The organism is Polaromonas sp. P5_D5 (genome assembly GCF_054049435.1).
In genome coordinates, this window is record NZ_JBFUMJ010000003.1 from 670,637 (window position 1) to 687,574 (window position 16,938).

A 16,938-nucleotide genomic window follows, 5' to 3' on the forward strand; every position below is an offset into this window, starting at 1 on the left:
CTTCGACCTGGCACTGAATGCGGCACGCGCCGCAGCAGGCATGCAGCATTATCCGGAAAGCGCGCTCTATGTGGTGGCGACCCCGATCGGGAACCTGGCCGATATCAGCCTGCGCGCCCTGCAAGTACTGCAACTGGTAGACGCCATAGCCTGCGAAGACAAACGGCATTCGCAGCCCCTGCTACGGCAGTACGGCATCGACAAGCCCCTGCTGGCGGTGCACGAACACAATGAAGCAGAGGCCGCAGGCCTGGTGATCGAACGCCTGCAGCGGGGTGAGCGCGTGGCCTATATCAGCGACGCCGGCACGCCGGCCGTGAGCGATCCCGGCGCCCGCCTGGTCGCCGCCGTTCGTGCCGCTGGCCTGGCCATCATGCCCCTGCCGGGTGCCAGCAGCGTCACCGCGGTGCTCAGCGTGGCCGGGCTGAGCAGCCCGGGCGGTGACACCGGGTTCGTATTCGCCGGTTTTCTGCCGAGCAAGGCCGGTGAACGCGACCAGGCCATCCAGCAGCTGCAAACCGATACCCGGGCCATCGTGATTCTGGAAGCGCCGCACCGCATCGAGGCGCTTGCGAAAGCACTGGCGGTGCTGCAAGCCCGCCTGGTCACCGTTGGCCGTGAGCTGACCAAGCAATTCGAGGAAATTGCGACCGTGCCGGCGCAGGATTTTTCCGGCTGGCTGGCTGCTGGCGCCCAGCGTACGCGCGGTGAATTTGCACTGGTGCTGCATCCTTGCGCCGCTGCGGATAACCCTGAAGATGGCACACGGGTGTTGCAGTTGTTGCTGGCGGAGTTGCCGCTCAAGACTGCTGTAAAAGTCGCGGCAGAAATCACCGGCGTGGGGCGCAACGAGCTCTATGACACCGCACTCAAGCTGAAAAAAGAATGAACCCCAACGCCGACGAACTCTGGCGCGCCCCACGCTGGACGCTTGCCGCCTTGTTGGCTGTGCTCGGGATGCTCGGGCCGTTTTCCATCGACACCTACATTCCCGCCTTTTCCGGCATGGCGCAGTCGCTGGGAGCATCACCGGTAGAAATGCAGCAGACGCTGTCGGCCTACCTGTTCGGTTTTGCTTTCATGAACCTGTTTCACGGCGCGCTGGCCGACAGTTTTGGCCGCAGGCCGGTGGTGTTGTGGGGAATCGCGCTATTCACTCTGGCGTCGGCCGGTTGCGCGCTGTCGCAAAGCATCGGGCAACTGGTTTTTTTCCGGGCCATGCAGGGCTTGTCGACAGGTGCGGGCATTGTGGTGTCGCGCGCCGTCATACGCGACATGTACCCGCCGGCTCAGGCCCAACAGGTCATGAGCCAGGTCACCATCTATTTCGGAGTGGCCCCAGCCCTGGCGCCCATTGTCGGCGGCTGGCTTTTTGTGCATCTGGGCTGGCACAGCATCTTCTGGTTTCTGACGGGAGTGGGTGTGATCCTGTGGGCTACCAACTTCCGGTTCTTGCCCGAGACACTTCCGCCGCTGGAACGCCAGCCGTTTGAAGTCAGGCACCTGATGCGGGGCTACTGGCAGTTGGGTTCCAGTCCCCGCTTTTTATTGCTGGCGCTGGCCAGCGGCGTGCCATTCAACGGCATGTTTTTGTATGTACTGTCAGCGCCCGCTTTTTTGGGGGAACACCTGGCACTGCAGCCTACCGAATTTTTCTGGTTTTTCATCCTGACAATCTCCGGCATCATGTCCGGCGCGTGGCTGAGCGGCCGCCTGGCAGGAAAGATTGCCCCCAAGCAGCAAATACGGCACGGCTTTGTCATCATGCTGGTCACCTCGGTGCTTAACCTGATTGCCAACATGCTGTTCGCCCCGCATGCTTCGTGGTCCCTCTTTCCGATCGCAGTGTTTGCATTCGGCTGGGCGCTGATGGTGCCGGTCGTCACGCTGCTGGTGCTGGACCTTTATCCTGAACGGCGCGGCATGGCTTCTTCCCTTCAGGCCTTCGTGGGCTCAACCGCCAACGGCATTGTTGCCGGTGTCATCGCCCCGCTCGCAATGCACTCCACCCGGGCATTGGCGGCAGTCTCGCTCGGGATGATGTGCATCGGGTTGGTTGCCTGGGTGTATCTGCATCACCGGTGGCCGGATATCGGCCGCTCCGCAACACCCGACTAGCGTGCAATCCGCCCATCAGCGATCATTGACTCGCATGGGAAATTCCATGCCTTGCCCGATGCGCTGCACCACGTTGTTGCCGTCCAGGTAAGCCCAGAAAAACATGGGTTGATCGCTGTCTCGCCAGCGGTAAGTCATGATGTCGCCGGACCATGACGCTACACGGTCAATCTTTGCCGGCCGGCCAAATTCGCGTTCCATATCCGAGCGCGTCCACTTGCCCGGCTGGACTCTTGAGAACTCTGCTGGCGTCAGAACCTCGCGGACGCCGATGACCCTGCCGGCGGCATCCAGATCTACCATCGTGGCGAACTGACCAAGCGGCTGGCCCGAATACTGCAGCCGGGTTCCCGCATCCAGCGGCACCACCCGGGACGGCGTTCCGCGAAGCGCGATGACGTTCTCACGGGTCATGCCGGGCTTTATCGCTGTCAACGCGCAGCCGGCGGCACACAGCGCCGCGACAACAAGACCGGAAACAAATTTAAATACCCTCACGGTTACTCCTGCCTGAAATTGAATTGATCACAAGACTTGGGACTCCATCCCGGCCAGAATGTTCCCCGTGTGTGGCACCGTGGCCTCTGCTTTAAAGTTGTGCCCAACTGATCGTCACTACGCGGGCCGAATCACGGATTGTTGCATCATGCCGCACCCACTGAGGACGCCCGGACTGCCGCTGTCATTGTTTCTGGTACCCATGGTGCAGGGCAACGGCTCGAAGCCGGGATTCAACGGATTGGACTAGGCCCCAAGCAAACTCGCCGACTCATTTTGTACTGAGCCCGCCTGGGGGCCGAGATGTTTGGTGTCCATGTACCCGCACGCACTCAGGCTTTGTGCTGCCGCGCAAATATTTTGGCCAGATCCAGGAAATTCTTTTCGGCCGGCGAGTTGCTGTCTTCCCGGCTCACCAGCGTGATAGGCGCCACCAGCGCGGGCCTGGCATTGGTGATACGGCAGTACACCACGCTCTCACGGTGAAAATCCTTCATGGATGCGGGAACCACGGAAACGCCCGCGCCCGCCGCGACCAGGCTGATATTGGTCAGCATGCGCTCCACCTCCGAGGCGATCCTGAGCGTGAAGCCCGCCTGTTCACAGGCTTCGATCAGATCCGAATACATGCCTGGTGCGCCGTGTCTGCGCACCAGAATGAACTGCTCATCAGCCAGGGATTTCAGATCAATGACCGGCATCTTGCCCTTGGCGGCGCCCGCCACCAGCGCATGGCCCACCGGCAGAATCAGCAGCATCTCTTCTTCGAGCAAGGAAAAAAAACTCACACCGCGCGGATGGCTGACGGGCGTACGCAGAATCGCGATATTGACCTTGCCCCTGTCTATGCCCTCGGTTAATTCCGCCGCATTGGCTTCCCTGAGGTCCAGGTGCACATCGGGATAGGCGCCGCGATAGGCCCGGATGATCCCCGGAATCAAAGGATGAGCCGCGGCAGAGCTGGTAAAGCCTATGGCCAGCGTGCCTTCAAAGCCCTGTGCGGCGCGCGCGGCGCGTGCCGCGCCCTGCTCGACGCCGCGCAGGATGGCCTGGGCTTCCTGCAAAAACACCGCGCCACCGGCCGTCAGCGCCGCGCCTTTGGGGTGGCGGCGGAACAATTCGAAGCCCAGCTCCTCTTCCAGCAGCCGGATCTGGTGGCTCAAGGGCGGCTGCTGCATATTCAACCGCTCGGCGGCGCGCGTGAAATGCTGCTCCTCGGCAACCATCAGGAAGTAGCGCAGATGTCTCAGCTCCATGGTGTCAGCCCATCTTTTTTAGGTATCGGGGATCGTATTTTCGGATTTTATGTATATGCCCGCGACGATGCGTGACACCTTCGCGTCTTGATACTCGCCGTCCATCCGCAAAAAACAACCGTATGGCGCGGCCCCCGCGCCGTGGCGGCCAAGCCGCCCGTAGACTGGGTGATCGATGATCAAAATCAGAAGAACGCTTTGCCATCCCATTGCGCAAATGGCTCTCGCCTTTGCCGCCGGCATCCTGCTGGGGAATTTTTTTCCCTCAGTCGGCGCGATGATGAAACCCCTCAGCGACGGCTTTCTGCGCCTGATCAGCATGCTGATCGGCGTGCTGATCTTTTGCCTGGTGGTGTCCGGTATCGCCAGCATGCGCAACCGGCTGCAGGCCACAAAGGTGGGTGTCAAGGCCATCATCTACTTCGAGGCCATGACCTTGATCTCGCTGCTGGCGGGCATGTTGGGCGCCTTGTTGCTGACGCCCGGCAAGGGTTTCGCGCCAGATTTTGCGGCTGACGTCGCACAGCGCGCTGCGCCTGCAAAGGCCGCGGAAAGCACAACCGACTTTTTGCTCAACATCATCCCCCCGACATTTGCCAGCGCCTTCACCGGCAACAACAACCTGCAGATCCTGCTGCTGGCGCTGCTGTCGGGCATTGCACTGGCGCGCGCGGGTGAACGCGGGCACAAGCTGCTGGAGCTCATCGAAGCGGTGCAGCAAGTATGGCTCGGCATGGTCGGCATGGTCCTGAAGCTGGCCCCACTGGCTGCATTCGGTGCAGTCGCCTTCATGATTGGCCGTTACGGGATGTCCTCGGTGTTGCCACTGCTGCATTTTCTCGCCGCGATTTATCTCGTCAGCATCCTGTTTGTCTTCGTGGTGATGGGCCTTCTCGCGCGCGCCGCCGGTTGCAACATCTTCCGCCTGGTCGCCTATGTCAAAGAAGAGCTGCTGCTGGTCTTCTTCACCACTTCGTCAATAGCCGCCTTGCCGAGTCTGGTCGGAAAAATGGAAAAAATGGGCTGCGCCAAACCGGTGGCGCGCTTGATGCTGCCGACCGGTTTTAGTTTCAACCTGAACGGCAGCAACATCTATATCGCCATGGCGGCGATCTTCCTGGCGCAGGTGGCGCATGTCGAGCTGGGTTTCTGGTCACTGCTGTCACTGCTGGGCATCGCGATGCTGACATCCAAGAGCGCCGCCAGCGTCGCCGGTTCGGCCTTTGTGGCCCTGACCGCGACGTTGGCCAGCCAGAACCTCATACCGATCGCGGGCATTGTCCTGTTGCTGAGCATAGAGCGGTTGATGAAATGCCGCTCCCTCACCAACATGCTCGGCAACTGCGTGGCCTGCGTCGTCGTGTGCGCCTGGGAAAAAGCCCTGGACCGCCAAGCGATGCATCAGGCCCTGTCGGGCAAGGCCTCCTCCTCGTCCGCCGTCGCCGACCAGATCTGATACAGGCGTTCGCCCAGGCATTCCGCACGGCCTTCGAACAAGGTATTCAGGCACTCGGGCCGCTCCAGCTGCCGGTACAGTGCAGCCCGTTCCGGGTAGTTGTCAGCCATGCGAACGGCGGCGGCAATGTAGCCCTCCACGCTGTCGGCGATGGCCCAGTCCGGCAGGCCCAGCCGGCGGAACAGCCCTTCGTCGATGTGTTCAAACACTTCCGGCCCTGTCTTGCACACGCCGGGCAAACCGACCGTCACGGCATCGGTAATGCCATTGGTGTTGCCGAAGGGAAAGGGGCTCAGGAACATGTCGCAGCGGCTGAAGATAGCCAGGTAGTCCGGGTAGGGCTGGTGCGCGTAGATTTCCGCGTCCGGCAGATAGCGGCGTATCACCCTTCGCACTTGCGGATAGATCAGGCCGGTTGCCTGTCCAATCAGGAAATGAAACCGTATCTGCTTGCGTGAGCCCGCGCGTATTTTCTGGCAGGTCACCAGGAATTTCGGATTGATCTTCATGGTGGTCGCGGCCACGGCGATGTTGACGACCGCCGAGTCCTGCCGCTGCGGCCGTGCCAGCGAGACTTCGATGGCGGACGGGCGGTAGGGCTGCCCGTCTTTCGGCAGACGCAGCAGGGTTTCGCTGAAGCAGGCGGGATCGCCGACAAAATCGTCTTCCACGCTGATGTAATCGATACGGTCGGAATGCGTGGTGGCGGGATGGCCCAGCGCTGCCACCTGCACGGGTGCCAGGCGCTGATTGGCCGCGAACATGGTGATGGGAAACATGCCGACGCTGGGCATGTAAAACACGGCGGGCCTGAGGGAGCCGGCCAGCGCGTGCAGCTGGCGCAGGCAGGCGATCATGTCATTGGGCGCGGCGAAATCAATCACCTCATCAAACACCGCCCGGCCCAGTTCGTCGATGTTGCCGGGGTAAGCAATGGCCACCAGGCGAAAATGCCGGCGAGCGGCCTCCAAAGTCCTGGAATGCGTGCGGTAAATCGAATGCCCACCGGAGAACCACTCGAGCAGTACCAGCATGATGGGCTTGTCCGCACTTTGCGCGGCGAGCGCGGGCGCAACGCGCCCCAGGCCCAGCGCCTCGAGCTTCTTGCGAACCAGCCGGTTGATGGGGCGCTTGATCTCGTGGCGGTCGGGCAGGTCGGCGTAGCTGCAGTGCATGTACACGTCGTGCAGGATGCCTACCGGCAGGATGTCCAGGCTTTCGATTTCCTCGAGGTGGGCGGGGAGCCAGGCGAGCAGCGCCTCGCGCTTGGAATGCGCAGCTGGCGAGCCGAGAAAGCGCGGCGACAGCAGGGCCGTGAACAGCGCGGCGGCCAGCTTTTTGTTCTGCCGCCACAGCAATTCCACGTCCAGCGGGATTTCCGATTCGGGGGAATACAGGATGCAGAACTTCACGAGATCCCGTTCGCTCACGTGGAACTCCGGTGCGCCGGAGCCCAGGAAATTGAGCGACCTCAGGATATGGTCGCAATGGACAAAGGCGCTGGCGGCAAACAGCGCCGACAACCAGCGCTGGAAGTTGATGAGCTGGCCGAAGCCGCCGGGCGAGACATGGAAGGTCGGGTCGGAAAACAGGGCCGAGATGGCGCTGGTGAGGCGGGTCAGGCCGTGCGCGTCACGCTCCTGCGCACCTATGGCGGCCGACAGGCTGAGCGCGAAGTTGCCGTCCAGGTTGCCGTAGTTCCTGTCTATGAGCAGCAGCAGCTTGACCAGCTCTCGCGCAGCCGGCTCCTGCTGGCGGGAGTAGCACAGGTATTCGAAATTCTCCAGCGAAAAAATATCGTCAGCCATGGTGCCCTTGTCGATGGCCCCGTCAGGCCGACAGCGCCAGTATCGCCGCTACCGCCGTGAAACTCACTGGACCAGCCCGGAAAAGGTGCGGTCCAGGTTGTACTGGGCACGCGCGAGCTTGTCCTGCTGCGCCTTGAGCCAGGCGGAGTCCTGCTCTAACCGGCTCTTCTCGGCCGCCAGCATCCTGACGGTCTCCGTGCGCTGCGGACCGCCCAGGCCCTTGCTGGAGGCCAGCATGTTCTGCGCGGTCAGCGACGTACGGAAGCGCTCCTGCGTCAGCGGAAATTCCGCCCGTGGGAAATCAAAGGCCTTCACCGCCTCTGCATACAACTGCCTGGCGACGTCGAAGGGAATCTCGGCGGGCTTGAGCTTGTTGGCGCGGCCGTAGTTGACCAGGTCCGAGGCGAAATGGTGGCCGACCCGGAAGGGAACGTCGGCGTCGCGCTGCAGGATGTCGGCCAGCTCGGTGGTGGTGGAGTAATCGGCGTCAACTTCCTGCAGCGCGCGGTTGCGATCGATGACGAGGTGGTTCATCAGGTCAGCCAGCTTCACGAAGGCATTGGCCGTGAGGTCCAGGGTTTTGTCGACCTGGTCGCGCTTGTAGTCGGGCATGCCGGGCGTGACGTTGTGCGCCTCCAGTTGGTAGGTGAAGGCGCCGCCCACCACCTCGCTGGCCTGCAGCCGCAGCACGTTGAGGGCATAAGGATTGCGCTTTTGCGGCATGATGCTGCTCGTGCCGGTGAGCCGCCCCTCCTGGATGGTGATCCAGGGAGCGGTCTGGTGGTACTGGGTGTGCATATCCTGCGCCAGCAGGCCTATCATCAGCGCCGCGTTGCTGCACAGGCCCACCAATTCCACGCCCTGGTCGAGCGCGCCGAGCTGGGCCGCGTCGTAGGAGTTTTCCACCACGCCGTCAAAACCCAGCAGCTCCGCCAAGCGCTGGCGGTTGACCGGAAAACTCGAGGTACCGAGCGCGCCCGCGCCCAGCGGGCTCATATTGAGGCGCGCATAAGCCTCCTTCAGTCGCGCGCTGTCGCGCCCGAAGACCGAGGCGAAGGCCAGCAGGTAGTGCGCGTAAGTAGTGGGCTGGGCCTGCACGCCGTTGGTATAGGCCGGCACGATGGTGTCCAGGTTCTTCTCGGCCACAGCCAGTAGTTGCGCTTTCGATTGGATCATCGCGTCCATTAGAACTAGCGCACGCTCGCGCTGGATCAGGCGCCGCGTGGTGGACAGGATGTCCTGGCGGCTACGGCCTGAATGCATGCGCGAACCGTCGGGGCCGGCCAACGCCAGGATCAACGGCTCATACTGCAAATAGTCACCCGGGCGCTTGGCACCCGACTGGTTGCCTTCCCTGATCACCTGCTCAACAGCCCGCGCGATTTTTTTTCCCAGCTCAGGCGGGACGATTTTTGTCTCGACCACCATCACGGTTGAGGCCTTGTTCATCTCGCCGAGGAAATGGAAGTTGTCGTGCTCGGCTTGCCCGGTTTTCTTGTCTGCGGCGACAGCCACAGCGGACAGCGATACCAGCAACAGCAGAACCAGCCGCCCGGCGCGGCGCGGCATTATGGAGCCAGTGAACGCCGCGGCGGACGCAGGTTCAAGGCGTTGCATCTTCTTTGCCTGCGGCGGATGCATTGAGATTGGCATTGGACGACACCACGGAAATAGTGAGCCTGTCCGCTCCGCCGCTGGAGGATGGGGATGCAGTATCGCCGACAAGGGGCGCCATCCAGTCGCTACCGGCCATATCCGACTGCAGCGCGGCGGTCGCGGCGGCCGAATCGGCGCTGGTCAGGCTGTTGCTCATCTTGCCGCCGAGATTACGCAGCACGACACCGGATCCGGTGGCGGTGATCGTCGTGGCGTCCGAAGACTGGCTGAAGGGCTGCCCACTCGGCGCACTGGCGCTAATGAGCAAGACGCCGTTTTCCACCTGCAGCTTGTTGGTGCCGCCGTCTATGCGCACACCATAGCTGCCGCCGGAGCCCGATACGCGAAGATTTCCGTTACCACCCGTACTGACGGTATTGAAGGCATTGGCGCTGCTGCCGACGATAGAGAGGCCCTCGCCGGAGCCGGCGGTCGTCGCCTGGATGTCGATGTCGCCGCTGCCCGATGTGATGCTGATGCCGTTGGCGGCGCCCGAGGCCGCAGTGCGCAGGAGAACTGCCGGCGCCGCAGACGCCGCGCTGCTGTTGCCCGTGATCGAGAGTTTGCCCGACACCGTGGAAATGGCGGCGGAACTGGTCGCCGTCGACGGGTAAATGGCGACGCCGCTGCCATAAGTGGAACTGCCGGCCACGCTCACCGAACCGCTGCCAGTGGCGCGTATGACGTTGTTGCCGGTCAGCACGCCTACCCCGTCACCGTAAACGCTGCTCCCGGTGATTGCGAGCGCACCGTTCTCGACGCTGACCAGGGCCTTTCCTCCGCCGTAGATGCTGACCCCGTTGCCCTGGTCGGCGGCGTTGCCGACCAGCGTCACATTGCCCGCGCCCGTGGTCTGGATGCGGTTGGCGACGTTCTGGATGGCGATGCCGTGGTCGAGTTCGCCGACGTTGGGCGAGTGGAAGTTGCCGACCAGCGTGATGTTGCCGCCCTGCGAGGCGATGTTGTTGACCGAGTTGGTGCTGGTGGCGCTGCCGCCCAGGGCGATGGCGTCCGAGGTGCCTATGGAGTCGCCGCGCAGCGTGATGTTGCCGCTCACGGTGCTGACGTTGACGCCGTTCGAATTGCCGGTGGAGTTCAGGAAGATGCCGTAGCCGCCGAAGCTGCTGGTGCTGTTGCCGTTGACGGCAATGGCGCCGCTGCCGGTGCTGATGTTGATCGCCGCGTTGGCGCCGGAAGGCGCGATGTCTACGCCGCGCCCCGAATAACTGGTGCCGTCCAGCGTCAGCGCACCCGACTGCGTGCCCAGGTTGATGCTGGCGTAGGCGCCGCTGGCGTCCAGCGACACGGCCTTGAAAGAACCGGTGGTGGGGTTGACCACGCTGTTGTTGGCCAGCAGCTTGAGCGCGCCGGCCGTGCTGTTGATGTTGACCTGCGAGGCGGTGGCCGCGCTGGTGCCGCTGCCCGAGCTCAGCAGGCCCAGCGCCGGCGTGGTGCCGCCCGAGGTGTTGCCGGCCACCGTGATGTTGCCGTCGGAGAAGATGCTGATGGAAGAGCCGGAACCCGTCGAGTTGAGCACCGTGCCGTAGCTGCCGGTGCTGCTGCCGCCCAGCGTGATGGCGCCGCCCGCCGTGGCATTGAGCACCACGGCGCCGTTGCCGGAGGCCGCGAGGTAAACGCCGCGGCCGGCACCGGCAAAGCCGTTGGCATTGGCCTGGATGGTCAGGTTGCCGCTGCCCACGCTGAGTTTTTGCGTGGAGGTGCTGGCCGTCGAGCAGATCAGCACACCGAAGCCCGAGCTGGCATTGCCGCTGATCGTCAGATTGCCCGAGCCGCTGGCGGCCAGGGTGTTGTTGGTGCTGAAGATGCGCGTGCCATTGCCGCTGCCCAGGTTGATGCTTTCCACCGTGATGGAACCGGCGCCGCTGGTGAGCACGTTGCTGCCGCCGGTGAGCACAAAGGCGTCGCCGGTCGCACTGGCGCTGGCGACATTGGCCAGGATGGAGATGTTGCCGCCACCGGCATTGAGCGTGGAGGCGCCGGATATATTCACCGCACTGGTGGTGGCGCTTGTCGAGGTGGAGGCGCCGCGTATCGTGATGTTGCCGCCGCTGGTGCTCAGCGAAGCGCCATTCAGTGCCACGCCCGAGGCGCCGCTCTGGTTAGTGGCGGCATAGCCGGTCAGCGGATTGCTGCCGCCGCTGATGGTGATGGCCCCGCCGTTGGTGGTGATGGTGCTGCCGGTCAATGCCACCGAGCCGTTGCCGGTGTCGCCGTAGTTGGAGACCAGCGAGACATTGAGGCTTTTGCCGGTGCCGTTGGAAATGACGCGGCCGCTGCCGATGATGATGTTGCGGTGCGCCTGCAGGGTCAGCGAGGCATTGCCCACACCCTTGACGTTGTCCAGCACATTGATGTCGCCCGCGGTGCCGCCGGCGGCAGAGGTTTGGACTATCACGTTGGCGCCTTCGGACAGCGAAGCGTTGAGTACGCCCGAATTCAGGGTGGAATTGGCTGCACCGCTCGAGGTGAAGGGCGAGCTCCCGGTCGCGCCGGAGCTTGCCGCGCTCGTGATGTTGATGTTGTAGGGGTCGATCAGCCAGGTGCCGCCCTTGCCGGAGGCCGCACTGATATTCACCGAACCCGTTGCATCCAGGTGGTGGCCAGAGGTCTCGACCAGGCCGCCGCTGCCGGTCTGCCCGCCGCCCAGCACCGTGATGCCGCCGTGAAACTGCGTGCTGTCGGTGGACCACAGGATGACTTTGCCGCCGTCGCCGCTGTTGAGCGCGTCAGCGTGAATGCGGGCGCCCTCCCCCATATAGGTTCCGACGGCCTGGCGCTCGGTACCACTGCCCTGGTAGTTGCCGCCGACCAGTACCGTGCCGCCACCGGCATCGCCGGAAGCATCGATTCGGGCGCCGTCGAACACACCGACGTACTGGCCCAAAGCCTTGAAACTGCCGCCGGTTTCACCGGCATCGCGGCCGGAGACGTCGACACGGCCGCTCAAGGCGACAATGCCTGCCTCCCCGCCGTCAAGCAGGACCGTGCCGTTTCGGCGCTGCAGGCTGGTCGCCTCGATCACGCCTTCGTTGTTGACCACATTGGACATCAGCGCGTCGCCGGAGCGGGCCGACATGACGACCAGGCCACCGTTGGCCTTGAGCAGCCCCTGGTTCACCACACTGGCGCCCAGCGAAGGGTCACTCACCTGCATATTGATCAGGCCGTCACCGTTGAAGTCCAACGTGATATTCTTGCCGGCGCCCAGCATCACGCTGCCCAGACGGGCAGTGATGCTGCCCACATTGCGCACCTGCGCACCCAGCAGCGCCACGTACCCGCCGTCAGCCGCCACGATGCTGCCCTCATTGATCACGGCGCCGCCCGCGCTGCCGGCTTCAAACCGATTGTTGCCGGCCATGAAGTTGCCGTCCGAGATGTTCAGTGAGCTGGCCACCAGGCCGCCGACATTGACAGCTGAACCCTGGCCGAACAGGATGCCCGAGGGATTGATCAGGTAGACCTGCCCGTTGGCATTGAGCTGGCCCATGATCTGCGAGGCATCGCTGGATGTGACGCGGTTGAGGGCCACCGACGAGGCCGAGGGCTGCGCGAAATTGACTTTGGCCGCGCTACCGATGTTGAAAGTGTTCCAGGTAGCGACCATCCGGTCGCTGCCCTGTACCACGTTCATGACGTTGCCGCTCTGGCTGATGCTGCCGCTGCCAGCTGTGACCTGACCATTGGTAGGTAAGGCGCTGGCGTCCAGCGCATATCCCCGTACCGGGTAAATGGCGCAAAGCGCTGACAGCATGGCTGCACTCAGCGGTGTCAGCGTCGGGCGGCTTTTACGTGGGGAAACCGGGGAAGAGTGGTATGTCATGCGAGCCCCTCAGAACGTGTAGTTGATACCGAAACCGATCGCGCGGATCGTGGTGCCTGCGCCTGCACTGCCGAACACGCCGGCAACGGCGTAGTTGTAATTGGCCAGCGGTTGGTTGCGCAGCAGCACGTACTGCCCGAAAATCCTGAGCTGCTTGCTCCAGGCATAGGAGAAACCGATGGCCTGGGAGGTCGCACCCATACCTTCCGTCGAACAGTTCACGCCATTGCCGGAAATCATGGCGCAGTCGCCTGCGAAGGCTTTGGCATGGCTGGCGCGCAACTGCCAGGCACCTATCTTGTGTGAGACGCCGACCATGTAGGCGCGGCGGCGGTAGCTGGCGAGGTCGCTTGAAGTGACGCTGGTGTTGATGACACCGGACTCGGCATAGCTCAGTTCGTCGGCGATCAGCGAAACCTTGGTATCGCCAAAATCGTAGGCCACGCCGTAGCGCACGCTGTAGTCATTGGACGAAGTGCCTTGCGTGACGTGGGTATTGGTACCTACCCCGCGCGCGTTGCGGCCCAGGCTGGCTATGCCGAAATAATTCACATGCTGCTCAGCCGCAACCACAGCAGAGAATCTGCCGTTCTCATACGACAGGCTGCCGCCGTAGAGGTAGCCTGTATCAACGTCCGGCGCGGCCTTCATGCCGTTGTTCGAATAAGCCAGCTTGAGCTGGAAGCCGCCCATCTTGGGCGTCCAGTAGCCGAACACGCCGGCCTGGCGGCGGTTGAAAGCGGCATCGTCGTTGTTTTCCACCGCCGCCGTGCCCACCGGGCCGGAGTTTTTAGTGATGCTGGTGGCGAAGCCCGGTGACCCGATGATGTTGTAGTGCGCCGCACTGGTGGTCGCCCCGAAGGGGTCGAAGGAAGAGGTGCTTTCCTTGAGCGGCATGTCCCAGTTGCCGTACATCGCGGTGCCAGCGTCTGGATGGGCGACAGCCACGCCGGTATTACGCAGCTCTTGCCTGTGTGTCCAGTTCGGGGTCGCGTCGTCTCCGGCCGCGCCCGCGCTCAGCGACAGGCCCAGCTCCAGCTGCCACAGCGCCTTCCACTGTTCATAAATGGGGATGCCGCCACGCGCGCCCACATACGACACATTGTCGCGCGCACGCCAGAAGCCCGACATGTTGCGCCCATTGGGCGTGGCCAGCTTGCTCTGGTCGGCGGGCGCCGCAGGCGTCGCGCCTGAGCGGCTCACGTATTCGGGGATGATGCCCAGTGAGCCGTACAGCCGCATGCCGTCTTCCGCCTCCTCGAAATCCTCGCCCCGGCTGCCGCTGCTGGAGGCCAGGCCCGTGAAGGCCTGGGGTGAACCCGACACCGATAGCCACAGGCGACGCGCGCTTTTTGGTTCGCTGACTGGATTGACGCCGGGCGACACCGCGATGCTGGCATTGAACACCAGGTCCTTGTTGTAGACGTTCAGGCCCACGCCATAGCCGTAGCGGCTCGCGCGGTTTTCGCTGTTGTCCCACGGCTTCTTGTTAATGGTCACGCGCCCCGCATCGGCGAACAGCGCACCTTCCACGACGGAGTTGCCGACAACACCCAGGGTCTTGCGCAGTTCCAGACGCGCCAGCATGCCCTGGTCGCCCGCGGCTTCGCCGGCAGGGTACGCGCGCACGCCGCCGGATCCGCCCAGGCTCATTTTCTCTGACGCGTCCAGGTTCTTGTCGGCGTACTGCGCGGTGACCGAGCCCAGCAGAGAGTAGCCGCCGCCAAGCTGCTGCAGGCGGCTGAACGACAGGTTGAGCTTTTTGTAGTCGCCTGCCGCATTGGCCGTGAAACGGTCCAGTGCTGCGTCGTTGGGCGTTTCTTTTTTCAGATAACCCATACCCAAACGCGCGTTCCAGCTGTTGTTCGCCGACGCGCCTGTCCAGTCGTCACGCCAGTCGCCAGACAGGCCCGCACTCATCAGGTTGGCAGACTTTTCGACGGTCGTGCCGCCAGTCGTGTCCTGGAAATGCCGGTATTCCGTCGCCAGCGACAGATTCATGTTGGCGCGCCGGCTGCGCAGCAACGCCGCGTTGAGAAACAGCGTGCTCACGCGGGCTTCACCTCTGGCCTCTACTTCCTTGAGGTTTTTGCCAATGTTGTATTGCAGACCCGCAAAGTTCGCGCCTACCGACAGCCCTGTCGTGCCGAGGGGCTGCACATAACCAACGCCTGCAATGCGCAGGCCTTCAAAAGTTTGCTGCGTATTCAGGCTGAAGCTTTCGCCCATGCCCAGTGCGTCGTTGAGGCTCAGGTTGGCGGACAGGCGATTGGCACCGGTGTAATAGCTGCCACCGTTGTCGATGCTCACGCGCGAGGTGATCGCCCCCATCTCGCTGACCTTGACGATGATGTCGGTGGCGCCCGGTTCCGCCGAAGGCCGCAACACCGCCTTGACCGTCACACCGGCGATGTCAGAGAGCCGCAGCAGCGTGTTTTCGAGGTCGCTTTCCTGGATCACCTCGCCCGGCTGTAGTCCCGCGAGATGTCGGCCTATCAGGTCCGGGTCCAGGCGCACGTTGGCATCGGGCTCGGCCACCACCCGGCCGATGACGCCTTCACGGATGCCGAGGGCAACCACACCGCCTTGTATTTCCTGTGCGGGGAGGTAGGCGCGCGCTACCAGGTAGCCCCGGGTGCGATAGTAGGCCGTGATTTTGGCGGCGGCTTTGCCCAGTCCGGCGAAGTCCAGCTCGCGGCCGACAAACTCCTGCAGTTGGGCTTGCAGCTCGGATGCCGGCAGAGACCGGTTGCCGCTCAGTACAAAACCCGTGACCTGTATGCCCGTCCCACCGGCGGGGGGGCTCTGGCCCTCATCACTGCCTTCCACCTCTTTTTCGATGCGCGCAGGACGCTGCACTGCCGCCGGCGGGCCGGCATTTTCCGTCGGCGAGAGCTGTTGCCGGTTCGCGTCGAAAAGAGTACCGGCGCTGGGCGGCGTCTGTGCATGGACGGCAAAAGGTGCGGCGGCCAGCATTGCGCAGATCTGCGATGCGAGGATTTTTCGCCGTGGTGCGGCAAGGCGTGAGGGTTCCATCATGGTTTTCGTCTTCTGTCTTGGTGTTGTATCCGCGCGTCTCTGTGCTTCTTCTTTTTTCTTGTTGTGCTCGTTCGGCTTGTCTCTGTTTGTCCCGGCTATTCGCTAGTTGCCGGCGGCATGGAAAATTTTTGCAGCAACATCGCGGGACTCAAAAATTTCGGCCGCTTCGTGGCCCGCGTCCGGCACCACCATGACCGCACGCGTCACGGGTGTCTGCCATTTCTGGGCTAAAAACTGTTCGTAGCGCATGTAATTCCTGTGCCGATTCAGCCGGTCCGTGCCCTGCATGGCGGCCCCGCAGGATTTGTCGAGTGACTCGTAGGCTGGGTCGTTGTCCTGCGCGCCCACCAGGTAGAGGACCTCGCGCGCCGCATAGCGCTTGAACAACTGTTCGCCGTCCAAGCCCTGCCCATAGGGAACCATGTTGCCCAGGCCGTAGCGGAAGTTGTTGTAACCGGGGCAGAGGATGCTGTTCACAGGCTTGAAGCTCCCACCCTCCGGACGGCTGTCATCCAGGTACAAATAGGAAGACGGGCTGGAGACCACATACCGCACGCGGATGCCCGACTTGCGCAACCCCTCCTCGCTGTTGTTGAGCACGGCATAGCGCTGCATTAGCTGCCCACCGGCCGAGTGGCCGATGAAAACGATTTCCTTAAGTACGGGAAAACGCTTGCCCGCGCTCAGGTAGCGGGCGATATCGTCCAGCACGCCGCAGGAATTGATAGCCTCCTTGCCCCGGGAGGGCTGGCACTGCATCCAGTTGCCACCGCGCCAAAGCGGGATATTGCCGTCAGGCGAAGTGTCTGATGCCGTCAGGAAGTGGGGCACCAGCAGCAACGTGCTTGATGCGTCCAGCCGCGCGGCTTCCAGCAAGCCCAGGCCCACGCCAAAATAACGGTCGGCATCGCGCTGCACGCCATGTACAAAAATGACCGCACGCTTGATCCCGGCGTCCGGCTGGCGCAAGTCAATGTTGGAATAGACCGCAAAGGGATAAGCGGTGCCCGCGGCTTCCAGGTCAATTACCTGCTCCCTGGGCGGTTCGCCGGCGGCTTTATCAGCTGCAGCGAAAAGACGCGCGCCAAAGAAAGCCAAGCCCATTGCCACCACCAGTTGTAACCACCTGTTTCGAGCACGTGTCATACCTGTATCTCGCTTTGTCAAAAATGCAGACATCGAAAGGCTTGACGCGTTGTGCTCGAATGCCGGGCGCTCCCGGCGTACGCACTACAAATGGATCACAAATCCAGCGTTTCCCTT

At 62.9% G+C, this 16,938-nt stretch carries 10 protein-coding genes; 3 read left to right on the forward strand and 7 right to left on the reverse strand.

Annotation, left to right across the window (positions count from 1 at the left end; all coding sequences use genetic code 11):
• Positions 1-40 precede the first annotated feature (40 nt).
• Entirely contained in the window at positions 41-889 is an 849-nt protein-coding gene (rsmI, locus tag ACXJKE_RS15965; protein ID WP_457281661.1) for a 16S rRNA (cytidine(1402)-2'-O)-methyltransferase, read from the forward strand.
• On the forward strand, positions 886-2,118 hold the full coding sequence (locus ACXJKE_RS15970) for a multidrug effflux MFS transporter (RefSeq protein ID WP_457281561.1): 1,233 nt from the start codon (positions 886-888) through the stop codon (positions 2,116-2,118). The genes rsmI and ACXJKE_RS15970 overlap by 4 nt, the downstream gene beginning before the upstream one ends.
• A gap of 15 nt (positions 2,119-2,133) precedes the next feature.
• On the opposite strand, the gene ACXJKE_RS15975 is transcribed toward ACXJKE_RS15970, so the two are convergent.
• On the reverse strand, positions 2,134-2,616 hold the full coding sequence (locus tag ACXJKE_RS15975) for a hypothetical protein (protein ID WP_457281562.1): 483 nt from the start codon (positions 2,614-2,616) through the stop codon (positions 2,134-2,136).
• A 332-nt stretch (positions 2,617-2,948) separates the two neighbouring features.
• Entirely contained in the window at positions 2,949-3,872 is a 924-nt protein-coding gene (locus ACXJKE_RS15980; RefSeq protein ID WP_457281563.1) for a LysR substrate-binding domain-containing protein, read from the reverse strand.
• Positions 3,873-4,089: 217 nt separating this feature from the next.
• Here ACXJKE_RS15980 and ACXJKE_RS15985 point away from each other — a divergent pair, with 217 nt between their 5' ends.
• Entirely contained in the window at positions 4,090-5,328 is a 1,239-nt protein-coding gene (locus ACXJKE_RS15985; RefSeq protein ID WP_457281564.1) for a cation:dicarboxylate symporter family transporter, read from the forward strand.
• Here the strand turns inward: ACXJKE_RS15985 and ACXJKE_RS15990 are convergent.
• The 5 genes from ACXJKE_RS15990 to ACXJKE_RS16010 all read right to left on the reverse strand — a co-directional run bounded on the left by ACXJKE_RS15990 (position 5,274) and on the right by ACXJKE_RS16010 (position 16,821).
• A complete protein-coding gene (locus tag ACXJKE_RS15990) occupies positions 5,274-7,136 on the reverse strand; it encodes a peptide transporter (protein ID WP_457281565.1) in 1,863 nt (620 codons plus the stop codon). The two genes, ACXJKE_RS15985 and ACXJKE_RS15990, sit on opposite strands and share 55 nt — an antisense overlap.
• A 63-nt stretch (positions 7,137-7,199) precedes the next feature.
• Entirely contained in the window at positions 7,200-8,753 is a 1,554-nt protein-coding gene (locus ACXJKE_RS15995) for an argininosuccinate lyase (RefSeq protein WP_457281566.1), read from the reverse strand.
• The gene (locus ACXJKE_RS16000) at positions 8,740-12,636 is read right to left on the reverse strand and encodes a beta strand repeat-containing protein (RefSeq protein WP_457281567.1); all 3,897 of its coding nucleotides are present in this window, start codon (positions 12,634-12,636) and stop codon (positions 8,740-8,742) included. The genes ACXJKE_RS15995 and ACXJKE_RS16000 overlap by 14 nt, the downstream gene beginning before the upstream one ends.
• A 9-nt stretch (positions 12,637-12,645) precedes the next feature.
• Positions 12,646-15,675, reverse strand: coding sequence for a ShlB/FhaC/HecB family hemolysin secretion/activation protein (locus ACXJKE_RS16005; RefSeq protein WP_457281568.1), 3,030 nt, complete (start codon positions 15,673-15,675; stop codon positions 12,646-12,648).
• Between the two features lie 102 nt (positions 15,676-15,777).
• On the reverse strand, positions 15,778-16,821 hold the full coding sequence (locus ACXJKE_RS16010; RefSeq protein ID WP_457281569.1) for an alpha/beta fold hydrolase: 1,044 nt from the start codon (positions 16,819-16,821) through the stop codon (positions 15,778-15,780).
• Between the last annotated feature and the right edge of the window lie 117 nt (positions 16,822-16,938).